This window comes from Frigoribacterium sp. CFBP9029 (genome assembly GCF_034045305.1).
GTDB lineage: Bacteria > Actinomycetota > Actinomycetes > Actinomycetales > Microbacteriaceae > Frigoribacterium.
In genome coordinates this window covers 427,809-449,101 of record NZ_JAXCWB010000001.1, presented here as the reverse complement: position 1 = coordinate 449,101, position 21,293 = coordinate 427,809, and the positions used below count along the sequence as shown (strand labels likewise).

Genomic DNA, 21,293 nt, shown 5'->3' with positions numbered 1-21,293 from the left:
CGTGATACTCGCGGGCTTGATTCCGGCGCTTTCGCGCGCCTCCACCTTTTCGGCTGCCCTCGACCGGCACGGCAAGAGCACGGACTTCTCCGTCGTCGACGGGTTGCGCGTCCCTCTGCTGGCGGGTCTGCTCTCGCGGCGCGAGGGCCCTCAGGCTCTGCTCGTCGTCACGGCGACGGGGCGTGAATCCGAGGCCGTCCGGGGGTCGCTGACGAGCTTCCTGCCCGAGGCCGAGATCATCGAGTTCCCCGCGTGGGAGACCCTTCCGCATGAGCGGCTCAGCCCGAGCGCCGAGACGGTCGGGAAGCGCATCCACGCTCTGCGGCGACTCGCCGCGTGGTCCGAGCAGGCGGCTTCCCAGCCTGAGGCGACGAAGCCGATCGTCGTCGTGGCCGGTGTGCGGGCGGCCCTGCAGCCCCTGGCCGACAATCTCGCGTCGATCGAGCCGGTGGTGCTCACCGTCGGCGATCGCGGGCACGACCTGTCGGCCATCGCCCTGCGACTCGTCGACCTCGCCTACGCGCGGGTCGACATGGTCACCCGGCGGGGCGAGTTCGCGGTGCGCGGCGGCATCCTCGACGTGTTCCCGCCGACGGCCGAGCACCCCGTCCGTGTCGACTTCTTCGGCGACGAGGTCGACCAGGTGCGGCGCTTCTCCGTCGCCGACCAGCGGAGCCTCGACGGCGAGGTCACGACGGTCGACCTCCCGCCGAGCCGCGAGATGCTCCTCACCGAGCAGGTGCGTCAGCGTGCCCGCGAGATGCAGCACGAGTTCCCGAGTCTCGCGCAGATGCTGGCGAAGATCGGCGAGGGCATCCCCGTCGAGGGCATGGAGTCCCTCGCTCCGGCCCTCGTGCACGGTCTCGTGCCGCTGACCCACTACCTCCCGGAGGGGGCCGCCATCGCCGTGCTGTCTCCCGAGCGCGTCGTGTCGAGGGCCCGCAGCCTGGCCGAGACGAACCGCGAGTTCCTCTCGGCAGCATGGAGCGCCGCGACCGCCGGCGCCGAGGCACCGATCGACCTCGACGCGGGCGACTTCATCTCCCTGCGCGATCTCCGCGACTCCGCGGGCGACCGCACATGGTTCTCCCTGAGCACCTTCGACAGCGGCGAGGTCCTCACCGACGAGGAGGCGATCGCGTCGGCGGGCGACTACGTCCGTCTGGCGGCAGACGCCGTGCCGAGCTTCAGCGGTCATGCCGAGGGCGCCCTCGACCATGTCGTGTCGCGCCTCAAAGACGGCTGGAGCATCGTCGTGACCTCGCGCGGCGTGGGCCTCGTCGAGCGGGCGCGCGACGTGCTCGCCGAGCGCGGGGTCGCCGCGCGGCTGCACGAGTCGCTGCCCGAGTCGCTCGAGGCGGGGGTCGCGCACCTCGTCGCCGGCGGCGTCGAGGCCGGTTTCGAGATCCCCGACGCGAAGCTCGCCGTGCTGGGCGAGAGCGACTTCTACGGTCGATCGGCGAACTACGACTCGCGACAGGTGACGAAGCTCGCCAGTCGACGCAAGAACGTGGTCGATCCGCTGCAGCTCAAGCCCGGCGACGTCGTCGTGCACCAGACGCACGGCATCGGCAAGTTCATCGAGCTCACCAGCCGTGTCGTCAGCACCGGCGGCAAGAACGCCGTCAAGAACAGCCGCGAGTACCTCGTGCTCGAGTACGCGCCTTCGAAGCGCGGGTACCCCGGCGACAAGCTCTACGTGCCCACCGACCAGCTCGATCTGCTCAGCCGCTACGTCGGCGGCGAGGCGCCGTCGCTCAGCAAGATGGGCGGCAGCGACTGGGCCTCGGCCAAGAGCAAGGCGCGTCGCGCCGTCCGTGACATCGCCGTCGAGCTGGTCAAGCTGTACTCGGCGCGGATGGCCAGCAAGGGCCACTCGTTCCCGCCCGACACCCCGTGGCAGCGCGAGCTCGAAGAGGCCTTCCCGTTCGCGGAGACCGCCGACCAGCTGACGACCATCGACGAGATCAAGGCCGACATGGAGCGCCCGATCCCGATGGACCGCCTCCTCTCGGGCGACGTCGGCTACGGCAAGACCGAGGTCGCCGTGCGCGCCGCGTTCAAGGCGATCCAGGACGGCAAGCAGGTCGTCATGCTCGTGCCGACCACTCTGCTCGTCAAGCAGCACTTCGACACGTTCTCCGACCGCTTCGCCGGGTTCCCCGTGCACCTCCGCAGTCTCTCCAGGTTCCAGACCGCGAAGGAGTCCCGCGAGACGATCAAGGGCCTCGGCGACGGCACGGTCGACATGGTGATCGGCACGCATCGCCTCCTGAGCGAGGGCATCGCGTACAAAGACGTGGGTCTCGTGATCATCGACGAAGAGCAGCGTTTCGGCGTCGAGCACAAAGACGCCTTGAAGAAGCTCAAGACCAACGTCGACATCCTGGCGATGTCGGCCACGCCCATCCCGCGCTCGCTCGAGATGGCGGTCACGGGCATCCGCGAGATGTCCACCCTGACGACGCCTCCCGAAGACCGCCACCCCATCCTGACCTTCGTCGGTCCCGAGAGCGATCGGCAGAAGGCGGCGGCCATCCGGCGCGAGCTGCTGCGCGAGGGGCAGGTGTTCTTCGTGCACAACCGGGTGTCGAGCATCAACCGCGTCGCGGCGCAGATCGCCGAGCTGGTTCCGGAGGCGCGGGTGGCGGTCGCGCACGGACAGATGGCCGAGTCGTCGCTCGAGCAGGTCATGGTCGACTTCTGGGAGCGCAAGTTCGACGTGCTCGTCTCGACCACCATCATCGAGACCGGTCTCGACATCGCGAACGCGAACACGCTGATCATCGATCGCGCGGACAAGTACGGGCTCAGTCAGCTGCATCAGCTGCGCGGGCGCGTCGGCCGGGGCCGTGAGCGCGGGTACGCGTACTTCCTGTACGACGCCGAGCGACCGCTCAGCGAGACCGCTCAAGACCGCCTCGAGACGATCGCGGCGAACAACGAGCTGGGCGCGGGCATGCAGGTCGCGTTGAAAGACCTCGAGATCCGCGGCGCGGGCAACCTCCTCGGCGGTGAGCAGTCGGGGCACATCGCCGGGGTCGGCTTCGACCTGTACCTCCGCATGATCGGCGAGGCCGTGGGGGCGTTCCGCGGCGACGTGGCCGAGGGGCAGACCGAGCTGCGACTCGAGCTCCCCGTCGACGCGCACATCCCCGACGAGTACGTCGAGAGCGAGCGACTCCGTCTCGAGGCCTACCAGAAGCTGTCGACGGCCAGCTCGCCGACCTCGACCGACGATCAGATCGACTCGGTCCTCGACGAGCTCACCGACCGGTACGGCACGCCGCCGGCGTCGGTCCTCGCACTCATCGAGGTGTCGAGGCTGCGCCGTGCCGCGCAGAAGATCGGTCTCAGCGAGGTCGTCGTCATGGGCGCCAACCTCCGTGTCGCCGGTCTCGATCTGCCCGACAGCATGCAGGTGCGGTTGCAGCGCATGTACCCGGGCTCGCGCTGGTTCGGTCAGACGAAGTCGGTCAGCGTGCCGCTGCCCCGTCCTCACGGCGAGGCCCTGCCCGACGGCGAGCTGATCACCTGGGTCGAGCAGCTGATGACGGCGATCTTCGGTGCGGAGACGCCGCGTCCCGCCACGGACACCGCGGCGGCCGCCGGCTGACGACGCGACGGAGCAGGCCGAGGAGGCGCGGGTGACCCACGACGACACCACCGGGACCGAGATCGCCGAGCTGGTCCGCGTGGTCGCCGCCCTGCTGTCCGACGACGGCGGCTGCGACTGGAACCGCGGGCAGACGCACGGGAGTCTCGTGACCTACCTGGTCGAGGAGACCGCCGAGCTCGTCGAGGCGATCGAGGAGGGGACGACGGCTGATCGCCGGGAGGAGCTCGGCGACGTGCTGTACCAGGTCGTCCTGCACTCCGCTCTGGCTGAGCGTCAGGGGGCGTTCGACCTGGCCGACGTCGTGCGCGACGTCACGGCGAAGACCGTGCGTCGTCATCCGCACGTCTTCGGAGACGACGAGGCCCGCGACGTCGACGACATCGTCCGGCTCTGGTCCGCCGCGAAGGCGCGCGAGAAGTCCGAGCGGACGAGTGCCTTCGACGGCGTGCCCGGCGGTCTGCCGGCCTTGGCCCGGGCTCAGAAGATCGACGGCCGACGTCGGGCTGCGGGTCTGCCCGCCGACGAGCCGCCGAGGGCGTGCGAACCGGGGGAGGAGGCCGCCGGGTCCAGGTCGGACGGAGACTCGACCGGCAGGCCCCCGGTCGACGACCCGACCGAGGGCGTTGCGGTGGACGACGAGCTCCTGCTCGGTCGTGAACTGGCGCGGATGGTCGACGTCGCGACGAGTCGGGGCATCGACGCAGAACGCGCACTCCGACGTGCCGTACGAGAGCGTGAGGCACGGCTGCGAGCGGTCGAGACCGAGGGTAGGGCGCCCCACCAACCCGAATAGGCGGGGCGCCCTCACGTGAACCCCCCACGAGCGACCCCGATCGCGAAGAAGGAAGTCGTCTGGCTGGTGTGTCACGTCGTCGCTGCCGGCACGCCAGAGAGGGATCAGACTCCATGGGCCTTGCAGCGATAGAGATAATGTAGAGCATCGTGCAGTAAAATGTCAAGGGTCATCCGACGAAACACACGAACGCAGACCAGGCTGTCCGCTCGATGTCCTGCCATCGACCGACCGGTTGGTTCCTGTGCGGCGTCGGCACACGTCTGTTATGGTCGCCAGACGACGGTCGGGGCCGCGCAGGGCGTCCCGACCCGTCCGCACGAAGGAGTGGCATTCATGCCTCGCAAGCCCGATCCGACACGCAAGCCCGAGCTGCTCGGCCAGATCATCGACCACCTCCGGTCGCGGAGCATCGCGACCGTCTCGTTCCGCACCCTCGCCGAGGCTCTCGGTGTCAGCACCTACGTCTTCGTCTATCACTTCGGCAACCGTGCCGAGCTGATCGCCGAGATCGTCCGAGCGGTCGTCGGCCGCCACGATCACCTCCTCCCCGCCGACGCCGCGTCGCTCGACGCGGCCGCGTTCCGCGGGCACCTCGTCTCGTACTGGGACGAGGCGTCGAGCGAACGGGGTCTCGACCTCCAGCGTCTCGAGATGGAGTCGGCGCTGCTCGAGGTCGTCGCCGGCGACGAGCCGGGTGTCGCTCGGCAGGCGGGCGCCCGTTGGCGCGAGGCCGTGTCGACGTGGCTCGTCGCCCAGGGCACCTCGTCGGAAGACGCCACCGTGCAGGCGCGGGCCTTCGTCGCCGAGGTCGAGGGGCTGCTCTACGACGCCGTCGTCGCCGGTGGCGCCGACGAGCCCGGTGCGGTGTTCGTGCACCGGGTCGACGCGCTCGTCGAGAGTGCCGGGGCGGCGTCCCGCGGCTGACCCGCCGCTCGGCGGGTCGTCTCCGAGCAGGTGTCGCGACGCCGTCAGACGAAGAACGGGCCAGGTGCTCAGCACCTGGCCCGTTCGGGCGCCCTCACCGCAGGGAAGGTAGGGCGCCGTGACCCGGCGGCATGCAACCCGATTCACGCCGCTTGGTGCTCATACTGTACGTGGAATCTCACATGGAGCGCAAGTCGGGTCGGGGCGGGCTCGTCGCGCCCTCGGCTCTGAGAAGATGTCCCCATGCCGTCACACGTGAGCCCGCCCCGCGGGATGAGAGACTTCCTCCCCGCCGAGAAGCGTCGCCGGGAGCGCGTGCTCAGCACCATCCGCGACGTATACCGCTCGTACGGCTTCGACGAGATCGAGACGCCCGTGGTCGAGTCGACCGACTTCCTCTACTCGGGTCTCGGCGGCGACAACGAGAAGCAGGTCTTCGCCGTGCTGAAGCGCGGTCTCGACGTCGACGACCTCAAGTCGGCCGACTCCGCGCTGGCGCTCGCCGACCTGGGGCTCCGATTCGACCTCACCGTGCCGCTGGCCCGGTTCTACGCTTCGCACCGCGCCGAGCTGCCGGCGGTCTTCCGATCCGTGCAGGTGGCGCCCGTCTGGCGGGCCGAACGTCCGCAGAAGGGTCGCTACCGGCAGTTCGTCCAGTGCGACATCGACATCCTCGGCGAGGCCGGCCCGCTCGCCGAGATCGAGCTCATCTCGGCGACCACGGCCGTCCTCTCGGCGCTCGGCCTCGAGGGCACGTCGATCCGCATCAACGACCGCCGGGTGCTGCTCGGGGTCCTCTCGCACTGGGGTGCGCCCGCCCACCTCACGGAGCAGGCGCTGATCGAGCTCGACAAGCTCGACAAGATCGGCGTCGAGGGCGTCGTCGCGCGTCTCCACGAGATCGGGGTCGAGCACGGCGGGCTGGAGGATGCGCTGCGCGAGCTCTCGACGGCCGACTGGTCGACGATCACCGGCACCGAGCCTCCTGCCTGGCTCGACGTCGCCGCCGCCGCCGATCTGGTGGCGCTCCGCGAGGCCCTCCCCGGCGCGCGTCTCGTCTTCGACCCGACGCTCGTGCGCGGCATGGGCTATTACACGGGCACCATCTTCGAGGTCGCGCACCCCGAGTTCGGCTACTCGCTCGGTGGCGGCGGCCGCTACGACGGCATGATCGGGCGGTTCCTCGGCGCGGACGTCCCCGCCGCCGGCTTCTCGTTGGGGTTCGAGCGCATCGTCGACCTCGTCGACCAGGGCGACCCCGATCACGACGGTCTCGCCCTCGTGCACGACGCGGGCGTGCCCGCGGCCGAGCTCACGGCCCTGCGGGCGGCGCTGCTCGAACGGGGGGAGGCGCGGGTCCGCCTCGATCGGCGCGTCAAGAACCTCACGCGCCAGCTCGACACCCTCGCCGAGTCCGGCTACACGCGCTTCGCCGTCGTGCGGGGCGGAGAAGGCGTCGACGACCTGCAGATCAAGACGCTCGGCTGACAGCGGGCCGTCCGCTGCGGCGCGGTGCCTCGCTAGGATTGGCGCGGACCTCGGTCCTGCGAACACAACGACTACTAAGGAGTTCTCCGTGGCAGCAATCGACGCCGTAGGCGCCCGCGAAATCCTCGACTCGCGGGGCAACCCGACCGTCGAGGTCGAGGTCCTGCTCGACGATGGGACGGTCTCTCGGGCCGCCGTCCCCTCGGGCGCATCGACCGGGGCCTTCGAGGCCTACGAACTGCGCGACGGTGACGCGAGCCGTTACCTCGGCAAGGGCGTGCTCAAGGCCGTCTCGGCGGTCATCGACGAGATCGGCCCGGCCGTCGAGGGCTTCGACGCCACCGACCAGCGCCTGATCGACGCGGCGATGATCGAGCTCGACGGCACCGACAACAAGAAGCGCCTCGGCGCGAACGCCATCCTCGGCGTCTCGCTGGCAGTGGCCCGTGCGGCCGCCGACTCGGCCGATCTGCCGCTCTTCCGCTACCTCGGCGGGCCGAACGCGCACACGCTCCCCGTGCCGATGCTCAACGTCATCAACGGCGGTTCGCACGCCGACAGCAACGTCGACATCCAGGAGTTCATGATCCTGCCGATAGGCGCTTCGACCTTCGCCGAGGCGCTCCGATGGGGCGCCGAGACGTACCACGCCCTCAAGAGCGAGCTCAAGGCCAAGGGCCTCTCGACCGGTCTCGGCGACGAGGGCGGCTTCGCGCCGAACCTCGACAGCAACCGGGCCGCGCTCGACCTGCTCGTCGACGCGATCACCAAGGCCGGCTTCACGCCCGGTGAGGACATCGCGCTCGGTCTCGACGTCGCCTCGAGCGAGTTCTACGCCGACGGCTCGTACACCTTCGAGGGCGAGAAACGCGACTCCGCGTTCCTCTCCGGCTACTACGCCGACCTGGTCGCCTCGTACCCGCTCGTCACCATCGAGGACCCCCTCGACGAAGACGACTGGGAGGGCTGGGCGCACCTCACGAGCGAGATCGGCTCGAAGACGCAGATCGTCGGCGACGACCTGTTCGTCACGAACCCCGAGCGCCTCGCGAAGGGCATCGAGGCCGGCGCTGGCAACTCGATCCTCGTCAAGGTCAACCAGATCGGCACGCTGACGGAGTCCCTCGACGCCGTCGCGCTCGCACAGCGCAGCGGCTACACGACCGTGCTGTCGCACCGCTCGGGTGAGACCGAAGACACCACGATCGCCGACCTCGCGGTCGCCACCGACGCCGGTCAGATCAAGACGGGGGCCCCGGCCCGCTCCGAGCGCGTCGCGAAGTACAACCAGCTGCTCCGCATCGAAGAGGAGCTCGGCGACGCGGCGGTCTACGCCGGTCGCTCGGCCTTCCCCCGCTTCCGCGGCTAGGCACGGCTCCGAGAGGCCCGTCCCGCTTCGGCGGGGCGGGCCTCTCGGCGTTCCGTGACCGACTCGACAGGGCGGTCGTCTACCCTCGGAGTCATGTCCCGAGAGTCGAAGAGCAGGCGTCTGCCCGTCATCCTGCCCGAGACGGAGTCGGCCACGAGCGGCTGGCTCCGCAACATCCGCTTCTCGGGCTTCAGTCTCCTGATGCTCGTCATCCTGGTCCTGTTCGTCGTGATCCTCGCGCCGTCCCTCCGCACCCTCGTCCAGCAGCAGCAGCAGATCGCGGCCATCCAAGACGAGGTCGAGCGGCAGAAGGCCGACGTGACGGATCTCCAGGGCGATGTCGCGCGGTGGAGCGATCCCGCGTACATCGAGGCTCAGGCGCGCGACCGCCTGCTCTACGTGTACCCGGGCGAGTACAGCTACCTGGTGATGGGCGATGCGACGACCGACGCCGAACGGCCGCAGGCACCCATCAGCGACGAGCTGCAGACCCCCCAGGTCGACTGGATCGCCGCCATGACCTCGTCGGTGATCGACGCCGGTCTCAGCGACGAGCCGGCAACCGAGCTGATCGCCCCCGACATCGACGGCAGCGAGCTCCCCACCTCGACCCCGACAGGCGGCACCCCGTGACCACCCCTCCGTTCGACCCCGTGACCGAACTCGACGTGCGGATCGTCACCGCGCAGCTCGGGCGCCCGGCGCGCGACGTCATCGGCATCGCCGCCCGGTGCGCCTGCGGCAACCCCACCGTCGTCGCGACGAAGCCGCGACTCGGCGACGGCACGCCCTTCCCGACCCTCTACTACCTGTGCCACCCGGGCGCGACGGCGGCCGTCTCGACCCTCGAGGCGAACGGCGTGATGGCAGAGTTCACCGACCTGCTGGCCGCAGACGCCGGTCTCGCCGCACGCTACCGGTCGGCCCACGAGGCCTACCTCGCCGACCGCGAGAGCATCGAGCACGTCGGCGAGATCGCTCACGTCACCGCGGGGGGCATGCCCGAGCGCATCAAGTGCCTGCACGCCGTGGTGGGTCACTCCCTCGCCGCCGGCCCCGGGGTCAACCCGCTCGGCGATCTCGCGCTCGACCGAGCGACGTGGAGCCCCGACGTGTGCCGGTGCCCCGACTACCTGGCCGACGGCGACTCGGCCGAGCGCGCCTCCGGCGGGGATGTCTGACCCGTGCCCGAGCTGACGCTGCGGACGACCTCGGCGACGATCGCGGCGCTGGCCCTGGCGGCCGTCGTCGTGGTCGCCCCGGGGGGCGCGGCGCGAGCCGACGCCATCCGCGACGACCAGTACTGGCTCGCCGATTACGGCATCGAGCAGGCCTGGCAGTCGAGTCGCGGCGCGGGGGTGACCGTAGCCGTGATCGACACCGGCGTCGACTCGTCGGTCGCCGAGCTCGAGGGCGCGGTCGTCGGAGGCACCGACGTCTCGGGTCAGGGCTCGGCGGACGGCCAGACGCCCGTCGGCACGGACGACCCGACGCACGGAACCCTCGTCGGCTCGATCCTCGCGGGTCGGGGGACGGCGTCCGGTGACGGCGTCATCGGCGTCGCTCCCGAGGCCGATCTGCTGTCCGTCTCGGTCGGCTTCGGGTCGGATGCCGTCGACTCCGACACGCAGATCGCCGAGGCCGTCCGATGGGCGGTCGACAACGGGGCCGACGTGATCAACATGTCCCTCACGCGCAACACCCTCGACTGGCCGACGAGCTGGGACGACGCGTTCCTCTACGCGATGCAGCACGACGTCGTCGTCGTGGCCGCGGCGGGCAACAGGGGCAGCGGCACGACCGAGGTCGGGGCGCCGGCCACCATGCCGGGGGTGCTCACCGTCGCCGGCGTCGACCGGTCGGGTCAGGCGAGCTTCGACGCCTCGAGTCAGGGCATCACCATCGGCGTCGCGGCGCCGAGCGAGAAGCTCGTCGGGGTCGGACCGGGCGACGTCCACTACAGCTGGAGCGGCACGAGCGGCGCGACCCCCATCGTCGCGGGCGTCGTCGCGCTCGTGCGGGGTGCGCACCCCGAGCTCGATGCCGACGACGTCATCAACCGGGTGATCTCCACGGCCGACTCGCGCGGCACGACCACCCCCGATCCGCTCTACGGCTACGGACTCGTCGACGCCTCGGCCGCCGTCGGCGATCAGGTGGCCCCGGTCGAGGCGAATCCCATGGGCGATCTCGCCGAGTGGATCCGACTGCACCGGCGGGCCGAGGTCCCCGTCGCCACCCCGTCGTCGACGGCCGAGGCGGCACCGGCTCCCGTCCCCACCCCGAGCGTCGACCGCGACGACCGCCTCCAGGCGCTCATCCCGACGGTCGAGTCGATGCGCTCGACGGGCATCCCGCTGATCGTCTTCGGGCTGTTCGGGGCGGCCCTGCTCGGCGTCGCGCTCGGCGCTCTCCGCCAGTACAGGAGGCGACGCCACCAGGAGTAAGGTCTTTACGGACAACCCCACCTCAAGGAGATCATCCCCCGTGCCCAAAATCCTGATCGTCGGCGGCGGCTACGCCGGTTTCTACACCGCCTGGAAGCTCGAGAAGTGGCTGCGCAAGGGTGAGGCCGAGGTCACGATCGTCGACCCGCTGCCCTACATGACCTACCAGCCGTTCCTGCCCGAGGTGGCTGCCGGCTCGATCGAGCCGCGTCACGCCGTCGTCGCCCTGCGACGTCACCTGAAGAAGACGAACGTCGTCACGGCGAAGGTCACCCGCGTCGACCACGCGACGAAGACCGCCACGATCACGCCCGAGGTGGGCGACGAGTGGACGATGGAGTACGACCAGGTCGTCATGACGGCCGGCGCCGTCTCCCGCACGTTCCCGATCCCGGGCGTGGCCGACGAGGCCATCGGTCTCAAGACCATCGAGGAGGCCGCGGCGATCCGCGACAAGCTCCTCACCAACTTCGCGAAGGCCGCGAACCTCCCGGCCGGGCCCGAGCGCGACCGCCTGCTGACGGTCGTCGTGGTGGGCGGCGGCTTCGCGGGCATCGAGGTGTTCGCCGAGCTCCGCAGCTTCGCGAGCGACCTGATCAAGAGCTACCCCGGTCTCACCGTCGACGACACGCACTTCCACCTCATCGAGGCCATGGGGCGCATCATGCCCGAGGTGTCGCTCGAGACCAGCCACTGGGTGCTCAAGAACCTCGCCGAGCGGCAGGCCACGGTCCACCTCGACACGCAGCTGCAGTCCGCGGTGGGCGGCAAGCTCGAGCTGTCGACCGGCGAGTCGTTCGAATCCGACCTCATCGTCTGGACCGCCGGGGTCATGGCGAACCCGATGGTCCGCAACACCGACTTCCCGCTCGAGCAGCGTGGCCGCATCACCGTCAAGCCCGACCTGCGCATCGTCGACGGCGAGACGATCGTCCCCGACGCCTGGGCGTGCGGCGACGTCGCGGCGACCCCCGACCTGACCGGCAAGGGCGTCGGCGGCTTCTGCGTCCCGAACGCCCAGCACGCCGTCCGGATGGGCAAGCAGCTCGCCAAGAACCTCGTCGCCTCGCTGCGCGGCGAGTCCGTCACCGACTACCGGCACGACAACCTCGGCGCCGTCGCAGGTCTCGGGCTCAACGTCGGCGTGTTCCAGAGCGGCAAGATCGCCGTCAAGGGGTTCCCGGCCTGGATCGCCCACCGCGGCTACCACGGCATGGCGATGCCCTCGTTCGAGCGCAAGTTCCGCGTCGTGGGCGGTTGGTGGAACAACCTCTGGCTCGGTCGCGACATCGTCTCGCTCGACAACCGCGAGCGTCCGCGCGCCGCCTTCGAGGAGTTCGCCTCGCGCCCCAAGCCGGCAGCCGAATCGGCCCCTGCCGCCGCGCCGGCGCCCGAGGTCGGGACGCCCGCCGGCGAGCCCGGTCCGGCCTACGCGAACCCCGCCGACGAGAAGGGCGCCGCCGAGAAGGGCGCCGCCGCCGAGACCGAGACGGTCGAGACCAGCGCCAAGTAGTGAGCCCAGCCCGACGACTCAGACGGCGCCCGCCCGCGGATCCCCGCGAGGCGGGCGTCGTCGTCCGTCAGGGCTTTGTAGTCTGAGAACCGGGCCCCCATAGCCCAATCGGCAGAGGCAGGCGACTTAAAATCGCCTCAGTCAGGGTTCGAGTCCCTGTGGGGGCACTCGGAGGGGTCGGCGGCGGCGCCGGAGCATGATCACCGAGGCGAGCGCGAATGCCGCGAGGGTGGCGACGGCGACCGTCGTCCAGACGCCGGGTGCGACGGGGGTGCCGACGAGGACGAGTGCGGCAGTCGTCGCCCCGATCATCGCGACGCCGCTGTAGGCGACCTTCGACCACGCCCACAGCGCCTGCCCGGGCAGCGTGCCCAATGGGAGGATCGACAGCACGAGCGATCCGATCCCGGCGAGGCACATCGTCGTCGCGATCTCCAGCAGCAGTTGCGAGAGGAACCCGTCGCCGAAGCCTCCCCAGCCATGGGCCGCCCAGGCGGCGAACGAGACGACGAGCAGGGCGCCGATCTGAGCCGCGGCGACCATGCCCCGCACCGCCGTCGACGGCTCCCGTGCGGGCGCGGGGTGTTCAGCCGTCGACGCGGCCGTCCGTGCGACGACAGCGCCCGTCACGAGCACCCCGAGGACGAGGGGCGGGTCGAGCGACAGCACGCGGGTGACGGCGCAGGCGACGAGGGCCGCCGTGAGGAGGGCCGGCGACATGCGGATGCTCACGCCGAGGCCGGCCCGTCGACCGACCAGCACCGCGGGGAGGACCACAGCGAGAGCGTTCAGAGCCAGGACGCCGACGACGACACCGAGCAGGAGACGCGCGTACTGCACCTGGCCGTCCACCCCGGCCGCGACGGCGATGGCGACGCTTCCGACGGCGAGGGCGACCCCGACGCTGACCCGAGGGTCGATGCTCCCTCCGCTGAACGAGGTCGGCAGCTCGGCGGCCCTGTTGCGGCCCGTCAGTCGAGGAGCGGGGCGACGCAGGCGTGCGCCGAGGGTCCGCGCGACCACTCGGATCGGCCCGGCGACCACGACCAGGAACAGCAGACCCAGAGCGAGCGCCGACGGCCACACGGGGCCGCCCAGGGTCTGGGTGAGGCCCGGCAGATCGCGACCGAACGAGGTCGCGGTCGCCCAGGTGCCCGTCGTCGGGTTCTGGACCGGCCCGGGACCGCCCGCCGCGCCTCCTGGAGGCACCGCCGCCCCGCCCCCGCCGCCGTCTCCTGGCGTGACGGACCCGGGCACCGGCGTCGCGGAGGGGTCGTCGTCGGTCGGGACGGGTGCCGGCGTCGCCGTGGTGCCGTCGGGGCTGCGCGAGGGGGTGGGGGTGACGCCGGGAGCCCCGGGGGAGGCGCTGGGCACGTCCGTCGGGCCGCTCGCGCCGACGACGACGGTCACGCCCCGCGACACGGGCCCGTAGTTGCCCGCCGCATCGACCTGAGCCGCCGTGATGGTCCGCGAGCCGTCGGGGAGGGCGGAGCCCGTCGAGTCGCAGCTCCACGATGCCCCGGCGATCGTCGCCTGGCACACGGGCGAGCCGTCGACGTAGACCGTCACCGTCGCACCGCTCTCACCCGAGCCCCGGATGATCACGGGCTGGGCGTCGACACGGCTTCCCGAGCCCGGAGAGGTGATGACCGGGGCTCCGGGCGCCTCGCGGTCGATCGTGGCGACGACCGCGGCCGACGCACCGGATCGGGGGATCGGGATGGCGTCGCTCCGCTGCGTCGCGGTCAGCGAGTATCGACCGGACGGGAAGGACCCGGCGTCGAGCACGGCGCTCCACTCGCCCGCGGTGTCGGCCGTGCCGGATGCGCTCGCCCCTGCGGCCGTCGTCACCGTGACCACCGCGCCCGGTTCGGCGGAACCGGTCACCTTGGCACCGAGCAGCAGGCCGCCGCGAACGGTGGGAGCCCCGAGGACCGCGAAGGAGGCGCTGCTCACGTCGAGCAGATCGGCATGGGTCGTGTCCCGAGCCGTCAGGACGATGTCGGCACCGTTCGCGACGGTCACGGTGCACGACCACCGACCCGACGGGGCGGCGGCGGAGGAAGGCACGGTCGTCTCGCAGAGCGAGCGGGAGGGGACCTCGGGGTCGAGGACCCTCACCGACGAACCCGAGGCGGCCGTGCCCCCGATCGCGAAGGTGTTCACCGTGCGTCCGCCGACGTCGTCGATGGTCGGTGCGGGGGGATCGGCCGGCGCGGTCGGGCCGGGGGCCGGCTCCGTGGGCGCGCCGAGGCCGGGCGAGGGGGCGCCCGACTGCCGGCCGGGCTCGGGCGCCGCGGGTGTCGACGTCGGCGCACCCGCCGCCTGCGCCGACGGGGCGGGCACGACGGCCAGGGCGGTGCCCGCGAGCAGCGGGAGGGCGATGAGGAGGGCTCCGACGGCACGCAGAAGAGGGCGTCCGGCGCTGGCAGCCGCGGGACGCGACGGGATCGGGGTCGGAGAAACGGGCACTGCCCACCATTCAGCACGTTCGCGGGCGGCAAGTCAATCCGCTGAGAGGGGGAGGTCGGGTGCGCTCGTCGTGAGTTCGCTCCGAAGACGCTCAGACGACGTCGAGGCGGCATCCGGCGCATTTATAGTGAAGATCTGACTGCGACGGCCCGAATACCGTCCGAGACGACCGACATCTCTCGCGTCTTTCGCGTCGTACCCCAAGGAGTGACACGTCATGCAACCGGCCACGATCGGCATCCTGGTAGCCGTCGGCATCATCGTCCTGCTCGCGATCATCGCCGGCATCTACCTCTGGGCGACCTACAACTCCCTCGTGACCCTCAAGGTCCGCGTCGACGAGGCCTGGAGCGACATCACGGTCCAGCTCAAGCGGCGAGCTGATCTGATTCCGAACATCATCGAGGCGGTCAAGGGCTACGCGACCCACGAGTCGAAGGTGTTCCAGAACGTGACCGAGGCCAGGGCCGAGACCCTGGGGGCTCAGACGCCCGCCGAGGCGTCGGCGGCCGAAGGTCACATGCAGACGGCCCTGAAGAGCATCTTCGCCGTGTCCGAGGCCTACCCGCAGCTCCAGGCGAGTCAGAACTTCCTGCAGCTGCAGTCCGAGCTCGTCGACACCGAAGACAAGATCCAGGCCGCGAGGCGGTTCTTCAACGGCGGTGTCCGCGAATTCAACACGAAGACGCGGGTGTTCCCGAACACGGTCTTCGCGAAGCGCCTCGGCTTCACCGAGCGGGACTTCTTCGAGGTCGCCGAGCCGTCGGCGATCGCCGAACCCCCTCGCGTCCAGTTCTGAGCCCGCCCCGCCTCGACGCCGCGCCCCGAACGGACATCGGCCCATGTACTCAGCCGTCTCGCGCAACAAACGCAACACCGTCCTGATCGTCCTGATCTTCCTGGTCATCATCGGCGCGCTCGGCTTCGGGGCGGGTGCCCTGTACGGCAACTACTCGATCGGGTTCGTCGTCCTCGCCGCGGCGTCGATCTACGCTCTGATCCAGTACTTCGCCGCCAGCGGTCAGGCGCTGTCCCTCAGTCACGCGCAGCGGGTCGACGGTACGACGGCCCCGCGGCTGTACCGCACGGTCGAGAACCTCAGCATCACCATGGGCATGCCGATGCCCCAGGTCTACGTCGTCGTCGACCCCGCCCCGAACGCCTTCGCGACCGGCCGCGACCCCGAGCACGCCGTCGTCGCCGCGACCACCGGGCTGCTCGAGATCATGGACGACACCGAGCTGGAGGGCGTGATGGCCCACGAGCTCGGACACGTCAAGAACTACGACATCCGTGTGTCGATGATGGTCTTCGGCCTCGTCGTCGCCGTCGGATTCCTGGCCGACATCCTGCTGCGCATGTCGTTCTTCGGTGCGTTGACCGGCGGCAACCGCAATTCGAACAACGGCAACGGCGGAGGGGGTGGCGGCAACCCCGTCTTCCTGGTGCTCGGACTGGTCGCCATGATCATCGCTCCGATCGCGGCGGCCGGTGTGCAGGCGGCGGTCTCTCGTCAGCGGGAGTACCTCGCCGACGCCACGGGGGCCCTCACCACCCGGTACCCCGAGGGTCTCGCGCGAGCCCTCGAGAAGCTCGGCGCGTACGGCCGCCCGATGGCGACGCAGAACACGTCGATGTCGCATCTGTGGATCAGCGACCCGATGAAGCCGGGCGCGATGGACCGCCTCTTCAGCACCCACCCGCCCCTGGCCGACCGCGTCGCGCGTCTCCGCGAGAGCGCCGGCACCTTCTGAGGCGCGGTCGCCGACGCCCGCGCATCGACTCAGCCGAACCGGCGGTCCAGCTCCGCTGCGAGGTCGCCGCGTGGCATGACCTCGACCGACTCGAGACCCTGCCAGTGCGCCGCGCGCCGGAGGAGGGACGCCAGGCGATCGCAGTCGACGTCGAGATCCCGCTCGCGCCAGGCGGCCTGCACCCGCAGGACGCCCGCCTGCCGGTCGCTCTTCAGATCGACCCGGGCGACGAGGCGGTCGTCTTGGAGGACCGGCAGGACGTAGTACCCGTGGACCCGCTTCTCGAGCGGCGTGTAGATCTCGATGCGGTAGTGGAATCCGAAGACGCGTTCGGCGCGAGGGCGCGTCCAGACGACGGGATCGAAGGGCGACAGGAGCGCGTCGGCTTCGAGGCGGCGGGGGAGTCGGGCGTCTCGGTGCAGCCAGGCGGGTCGGCCCCACCCCGGCACCTCGACGGCCGAGAGAACGCCCTCGTCGTGGAGTTCGCGGAGGGCCGGCACGACGTCGGCCGTCTTGAGCCGGAAGTAGTCGGCGAGATCCGCCGTCGTTCCGACGCCCTGTGCGGAGGCCGCATGCGCGAGGAGGCGCCTGTGCGCCTCGTGCCGGGAGATGTCCGTGTCGAGCAGCTCCTGTGGGATCACCTGCTCGGGGAGGGCGTAGACGCGTTCGAAGCGTCTCCGCCCCGCGCTCACCAGCTCGCCGACCCGGAAGAGCGACTCGAGACCCTGCTTGACCGAGCCCCAACCCCACCAGGGGCCCGTGCGGACGTTCGACTCGTGCTCGACGAGGCTGGCGGGCACGGGGCCGCCCTCCCGCACCAGATCGAGCAGCCAGCGGGCGAGGCGGGGGTTGGCCGACAGCCACGAGTCGTCGTCGGCCAGCCAGCGGCGCCGGTAGTCGGCCATCCGCCACCGGAAGAGGGGCCAGGTCGCCACGGGGACGAGGGCAGCCTCGTGCGCCCAGTACTCGACGTAGCGACCGGGGCCGTCGAGCGTGAGGCGATCGAGGTTCGCCCGGTCGTAAGCCCCGAGTCGGGCGAAGAGCGGGAGGTAGTGGCTGCGCTCGAAGACGTTCACCGAGTCGATCTGCAGCAGCCCGAGTCGGTCGATCGTCGCGTTCAGGCGACGTGTGCCCGCCGGAGCCGTCGAACCCGAGCCGAGACCCTGGGCGGCGAGCGCCACTCGACGCGCGAGGGCGGGTGAGAGCTGATCGGGGGGCACGCCGACGACTGTAGCGTCGGCCTCCGACACGGTCCCTCCCCATTCAGGGCCCGGCACGTATGCCGACCGCGGAATATCACGGGTGGCTCGGCACCAGGGCGAGGGTCTTACACTGAGCGCATGATGCGGCGAAGCAGGCCCCCGCGCAGCGCGGTCGAGTCCCCTCCCCCTGGCGCCGCCCCGGTCGCTCCGGGTGCCGACCCGTCCGTGTCGCGGAGCATGGTCATCGCCGGTGCCTGGTCGTGGCGGATCCTCGTCGTGGTCGGCGTCATCGCCGTCTTCGTCTGGCTCGTCATCCAGCTGCGCATCATCGTCATCCCCTTCATGGTCGCCCTCCTCGTCTCGGCGCTGCTCGTGCCCTTCTCGAGCTGGCTGCAGCGCCACCGCTGGCCCAAGTGGGTCGCCGTCGTCGTCAGCCTCGTGGGTCTGATCGTCGTCGTGGCCGGTCTGTTCTACGCCGTCGTCGTCCAGATCATCGACGGCGCGCCAGAACTGCGCGACCGGTCCATCGCCTCCTACGGCCAGTTCCGCGACTTCCTGCTGACCTCCCCGCTCCATCTCACCGAGGGGCAGATCAACGGCTACCTGAGCGACGCCCTCGCCGCGCTGCAGCAGGACTCCCAGCCGCTCCTGCAGGGGGCGCTCTCGGTCGGTTCGACGGCGGGTCACATCGCCGCCGGGCTCGTCCTGATGCTCTTCGCGACGATCTTCATCCTGGTGGGCGGGTCCGACATCTGGCGCTGGCTGGTCCGCATCTTCCCGTCGAAGTCCCGTCGCGCCATCGACGGCGCCGGGCGTGCCGGGTGGCTGACGCTGACGAACTTCGTCAAGGTGCAGATCTTCGTCGCCTTCGTCGACGCCGTCGGCATCGGGCTGGGCGCCTTCTTCCTCGGTCTGCCCCTCGTCGTCCCGATCGCGATCGCGGTCTTCCTGGGGTCGTTCGTCCCCGTGGTGGGCGCGGTGGCCACGGGAGCCGTCGCCGTCGTGATCGCGCTCGTCTACAACGGCTGGGTGGTGGCGCTGCTGATGCTCGCCGTCGTCATCCTCGTGCAGCAGATCGAGGGGCACCTCCTGCAGCCCTTCGTGATGGGCAGCGCCGTCAAGGTGCACCCGCTCGCGGTGGTCTTCGCGGTCGCCGCGGGCACCCTCCTCGCGGGCATCCCGGGAGCCCTGTTCGCCGTGCCGGTCGTCGCCGTCCTCAACGTCATGATCACCTACGTCGCCAGGGGGGCGTGGCGCGAGTCGCCGCAGGCCTCCCTCGACGTCGTCACAGAAAGCCGTGCAGCCGATGTCTGACCTCACCCTCGCGGGCCCCACCCTGGCCGAGATGAAGGAGGCGCGGGTCCGGGTCTCGCAGGTCGCCCGCGTCACTCCGATGGAGAGCTCGAGGTTCCTCGCCGAGGTGCTCGGCTCGCCGGTGTACCTCAAGTGCGAGAACCTGCAGCGCACCGGCTCGTACAAGATCCGCGGCGCGTACAACCGGCTGACGCAGCTGACCGACGCGGAGCGCGCGCGGGGAGTGGTCGCGGCGTCGGCCGGCAACCACGCCCAGGGCGTCGCCTTCGCGGCACGTGAGATGGGTGTCCGCGCGACCATCTTCATGCCGGTGGGCGTGGCGCTGCCCAAGCTGCAGGCCACGAAAGACTACGGAGCCGACGTCGTGCTGAGCGGGCACTCCGTCGAGCAGGCGCTGAGGGCGGCGCAGGAGTTCTCGGACTCGACGGGCGCCGTCTTCATCCCGCCCTTCGATCACCCCGACGTGATCGCCGGGCAGGGCACGGTGGGGCTCGAGATCCTCGAGCAGGTGCCCGACGTCGACACCGTCATCGTCCCGATCGGCGGCGGCGGGCTCATCTCGGGGATCGCGAGCGCACTCGCCCAGACCAGCGCCGAGACCGGTAAGAAGATCCGCATCATCGGGGTGCAGGCGGTCAACGCCGCCCCCTACGCGGTCTCGATGAAGCGCGGCGTCCGCACCGACATCGAGACGCAGCCCACCATCGCCGACGGGATCGCCGTGGCGCGACCGGGGGTCCTGAACTTCGAGATCGTCCGCGAGACGGTCGACGAGGTCGTCACCGTCGGCGACGACGACACCGCCCGGGCGATCCTGGTCATGCTCGAGCGCGCCAAGCTCGTGGTCGAGGCGGCCGGCGCGGTGGGCGTCGCGGCCGTCATGACCGAGCAGGTGCGCGATCTCGGCACGACGGTCATCGTGCTGAGCGGCGGCAACATCGATCCGCTCATGATGGAGCGCGTGATCGGACGAGGCCTCGCCGCCGCCGAACGATACCTGAAGATGCGGATCGGCCTGCCCGATCGCCCAGGGCAGCTGGCGCGGGTGTCCGAGATCCTGGCCGACGCGAACGCGAACGTCGTCGAGGTGCTGCACACCCGACACGGCCGCGGGCTCCAGATCAGCGAGGTCGAACTCGAGCTGAGCATCGAGACACGCGGGCCCGACCACGTCGAAGAGGTCATCCGGCGTCTCCGCGACGCGGGCTACACGCCCGACGTCGACTTCTGATCGAGGTCGACGTCGGGCCGTCGGCTACGGCGTGTAGGTGTCGACGGCGGTGATCTCGACGGTGATCTCCTTGCCGTTCGGCGCGGTGTAGCTCGTGGTCGTGCCGACGGCGAGGCCGTTGATGGCCTGGCCGAGCGGGCTGGTCTCGCTGTAGACCGAGAGGTCGCTGCCGGCGGCGATGATCTCGCGGTTGCCGAGGAGGAACGTGCTCGGGTCGCCGGCGATCGTCGCGGTGACGACGGTGCCCGGCCCGACGATGCCGGCGGCGGCCGTCGACTCGCCCACCGTGGCGTTCTTCAGCAGGTTGGTCAGCGTGCGGATGCGCGCCTCCATCTTGCCCTGCTCGTCTTTGGCGGCGTGGTAGCCGCCGTTCTCCTTCAGGTCGCCCTCTTCGCGGGCGGCCTCGATGCGGCTGGTGATCTCGTGGCGGCCTTCGTTGCTCAGAGTCGCCAGCTCGGCCTCGAGGCGGTCGCGGGCGTCGGGGGTGAGCCACGTGGTGGCGTTGTCGTTCGTCATGGTGTTCTCCGTTCGTACGGCGGATCTTCCGATGCGCTGAGGATCGGACCGTTCGGCACGGCGACCGGGAGGCGCGCCCACCGAAAAAAGGAGACCGGCCGACTGGCCGGTCTCGTCATTCAGAGCAGTCTAGGGAAGCCAGCACTGGTAGATCAAGCCCGTGACGGCCCGTTCGGAGGTCGCGAGCGTGGTCGTGTAGGTCGACGTGAACTGCGGCGCGGGGGGCAGGTCGACGACCTTCCAGCCGACGATCGCGAACTTGTCGCTCTGCGCCTGCACCGCGCAGCTGACCCGGGTGCCGGCCTCGACGCTGATGGTGTACTGCACGTCGATGCTGTCGTCGCCGCCGACCGTGTAGCCGAGGTCGCGGGTCTCGAGCTTCGAGCCGTTGCCGTCGAATGCGGCGAAGACGACCCACGCGCCGAAGACCACGACGAAGGCCGCGGCGACCACGATCGCGATCAGTCGGCGTCGACGCGTGGCGGCGGGAGTGCGCCCGTAGCGCGCGTCGAGATGACCGTCGACGGGCTGGGCCGGATCGGCCTCGGTCGACGGGGGTGCGGGGGGCGTGGACGCCACTCTGATCTCCGTCCGATTATCCTTAGGGGGAGGGTAGCAACGTCTGCTCTGCACGAATTGCGAGGAACA

The 21,293-nt window shown here is 70.6% G+C and carries 17 protein-coding genes and 1 tRNA gene; 14 read left to right on the top strand and 4 right to left on the bottom strand.

Features of this window, described 5'->3' with window-relative positions:
- The first annotated feature begins 1 nt into the window (after position 1).
- The 10 genes from mfd (at position 2) to SOM11_RS02045 (ending at position 12,323) form a co-directional block, all read left to right on the top strand.
- Positions 2–3,616 (top strand): transcription-repair coupling factor, encoded by a 3,615-nt coding sequence (gene mfd, locus SOM11_RS02090; RefSeq protein WP_320477045.1) that lies wholly within the window; start codon positions 2–4, stop codon positions 3,614–3,616.
- Positions 3,617–3,647: 31 nt separating this feature from the next.
- Positions 3,648–4,412, top strand: a complete 765-nt coding sequence (locus SOM11_RS02085; RefSeq protein ID WP_320477044.1) for a MazG nucleotide pyrophosphohydrolase domain-containing protein — start codon at positions 3,648–3,650, stop codon at positions 4,410–4,412.
- Between the two features lie 336 nt (positions 4,413–4,748).
- Positions 4,749–5,339, top strand: coding sequence for a TetR family transcriptional regulator (locus SOM11_RS02080; protein ID WP_192059589.1), 591 nt, complete (start codon positions 4,749–4,751; stop codon positions 5,337–5,339).
- Between the two features lie 243 nt (positions 5,340–5,582).
- Positions 5,583–6,827, top strand: coding sequence for a histidine--tRNA ligase (gene hisS / locus SOM11_RS02075; protein WP_192059591.1), 1,245 nt, complete (start codon positions 5,583–5,585; stop codon positions 6,825–6,827).
- Positions 6,828–6,915: 88 nt separating this feature from the next.
- Positions 6,916–8,196: a phosphopyruvate hydratase gene (eno, locus tag SOM11_RS02070; RefSeq protein WP_320477043.1), complete on the top strand. Its 1,281-nt coding sequence runs from the start codon at positions 6,916–6,918 to the stop codon at positions 8,194–8,196.
- A gap of 93 nt (positions 8,197–8,289) precedes the next feature.
- Positions 8,290–8,829: an FtsB family cell division protein gene (locus SOM11_RS02065; RefSeq protein WP_192059595.1), complete on the top strand. Its 540-nt coding sequence runs from the start codon at positions 8,290–8,292 to the stop codon at positions 8,827–8,829.
- The gene (locus tag SOM11_RS02060; RefSeq protein WP_320477042.1) at positions 8,826–9,377 is read left to right on the top strand and encodes a DUF501 domain-containing protein; all 552 of its coding nucleotides are present in this window, start codon (positions 8,826–8,828) and stop codon (positions 9,375–9,377) included. The genes SOM11_RS02065 and SOM11_RS02060 overlap by 4 nt, the downstream gene beginning before the upstream one ends.
- 3 nt (positions 9,378–9,380) lie before the next feature.
- Positions 9,381–10,643 (top strand): S8 family serine peptidase, encoded by a 1,263-nt coding sequence (locus SOM11_RS02055; RefSeq protein ID WP_414655436.1) that lies wholly within the window; start codon positions 9,381–9,383, stop codon positions 10,641–10,643.
- Positions 10,644–10,683: 40 nt separating this feature from the next.
- Positions 10,684–12,156, top strand: coding sequence for an NAD(P)/FAD-dependent oxidoreductase (locus tag SOM11_RS02050; protein WP_243213869.1), 1,473 nt, complete (start codon positions 10,684–10,686; stop codon positions 12,154–12,156).
- 93 nt (positions 12,157–12,249) lie between these two features.
- Positions 12,250–12,323 (top strand) — tRNA-Leu (locus SOM11_RS02045).
- Here the strand turns inward: SOM11_RS02045 and SOM11_RS02040 are convergent.
- Positions 12,298–14,628, bottom strand: a complete 2,331-nt coding sequence (locus SOM11_RS02040) for an Ig-like domain-containing protein (RefSeq protein WP_320477041.1) — start codon at positions 14,626–14,628, stop codon at positions 12,298–12,300. The two genes, SOM11_RS02045 and SOM11_RS02040, sit on opposite strands and share 26 nt — an antisense overlap.
- Positions 14,629–14,845: 217 nt before the next feature.
- On the opposite strand from SOM11_RS02040, the gene SOM11_RS02035 reads away from it, so the two are divergent.
- The gene (locus SOM11_RS02035) at positions 14,846–15,427 is read left to right on the top strand and encodes a LemA family protein (protein ID WP_197981786.1); all 582 of its coding nucleotides are present in this window, start codon (positions 14,846–14,848) and stop codon (positions 15,425–15,427) included.
- 43 nt (positions 15,428–15,470) lie between these two features.
- Positions 15,471–16,382: a M48 family metalloprotease gene (locus SOM11_RS02030; RefSeq protein ID WP_243213866.1), complete on the top strand. Its 912-nt coding sequence runs from the start codon at positions 15,471–15,473 to the stop codon at positions 16,380–16,382.
- 29 nt (positions 16,383–16,411) lie between these two features.
- Here the strand turns inward: SOM11_RS02030 and SOM11_RS02025 are convergent, their stop codons facing one another.
- Positions 16,412–17,602: a winged helix-turn-helix domain-containing protein gene (locus tag SOM11_RS02025; protein ID WP_320477040.1), complete on the bottom strand. Its 1,191-nt coding sequence runs from the start codon at positions 17,600–17,602 to the stop codon at positions 16,412–16,414.
- 120 nt (positions 17,603–17,722) lie between these two features.
- On the opposite strand from SOM11_RS02025, the gene SOM11_RS02020 reads away from it, so the two are divergent.
- Both SOM11_RS02020 and ilvA read left to right on the top strand, forming a co-directional pair.
- Positions 17,723–18,898: an AI-2E family transporter gene (locus SOM11_RS02020; protein ID WP_243213862.1), complete on the top strand. Its 1,176-nt coding sequence runs from the start codon at positions 17,723–17,725 to the stop codon at positions 18,896–18,898.
- Positions 18,891–20,129: a threonine ammonia-lyase gene (gene ilvA / locus SOM11_RS02015; RefSeq protein WP_192059609.1), complete on the top strand. Its 1,239-nt coding sequence runs from the start codon at positions 18,891–18,893 to the stop codon at positions 20,127–20,129. The genes SOM11_RS02020 and ilvA overlap by 8 nt, the downstream gene beginning before the upstream one ends.
- Before the next feature lie 24 nt (positions 20,130–20,153).
- On the opposite strand, the gene greA is transcribed toward ilvA, so the two are convergent.
- Positions 20,154–20,645: a transcription elongation factor GreA gene (gene greA / locus SOM11_RS02010; RefSeq protein WP_192059611.1), complete on the bottom strand. Its 492-nt coding sequence runs from the start codon at positions 20,643–20,645 to the stop codon at positions 20,154–20,156.
- Positions 20,646–20,774: 129 nt separating this feature from the next.
- The gene (locus SOM11_RS02005; protein ID WP_192059613.1) at positions 20,775–21,224 is read right to left on the bottom strand and encodes a DUF4307 domain-containing protein; all 450 of its coding nucleotides are present in this window, start codon (positions 21,222–21,224) and stop codon (positions 20,775–20,777) included.
- Between the last annotated feature and the right edge of the window lie 69 nt (positions 21,225–21,293).

Bases quoted from the DNA above. Each gene is read 5' to 3' on its own strand.
- ilvA (WP_192059609.1), top strand. From the start codon at position 18,891: ATGTCTGACCTCACCCTCGCGGGCCCCACCCTGGCCGAGATGAAGGAG.
- hisS (WP_192059591.1), top strand. From the start codon at position 5,583: ATGCCGTCACACGTGAGCCCGCCCCGCGGGATGAGAGACTTCCTCCCC.
- SOM11_RS02030 (WP_243213866.1), top strand. From the start codon at position 15,471: ATGTACTCAGCCGTCTCGCGCAACAAACGCAACACCGTCCTGATCGTC.
- SOM11_RS02065 (WP_192059595.1), top strand. From the start codon at position 8,290: ATGTCCCGAGAGTCGAAGAGCAGGCGTCTGCCCGTCATCCTGCCCGAG.
- SOM11_RS02080 (WP_192059589.1), top strand. From the start codon at position 4,749: ATGCCTCGCAAGCCCGATCCGACACGCAAGCCCGAGCTGCTCGGCCAG.
- SOM11_RS02035 (WP_197981786.1), top strand. From the start codon at position 14,846: ATGCAACCGGCCACGATCGGCATCCTGGTAGCCGTCGGCATCATCGTC.
- SOM11_RS02020 (WP_243213862.1), top strand. From the start codon at position 17,723: ATGATGCGGCGAAGCAGGCCCCCGCGCAGCGCGGTCGAGTCCCCTCCC.
- greA (WP_192059611.1), bottom strand. From the start codon at position 20,645: ATGACGAACGACAACGCCACCACGTGGCTCACCCCCGACGCCCGCGAC.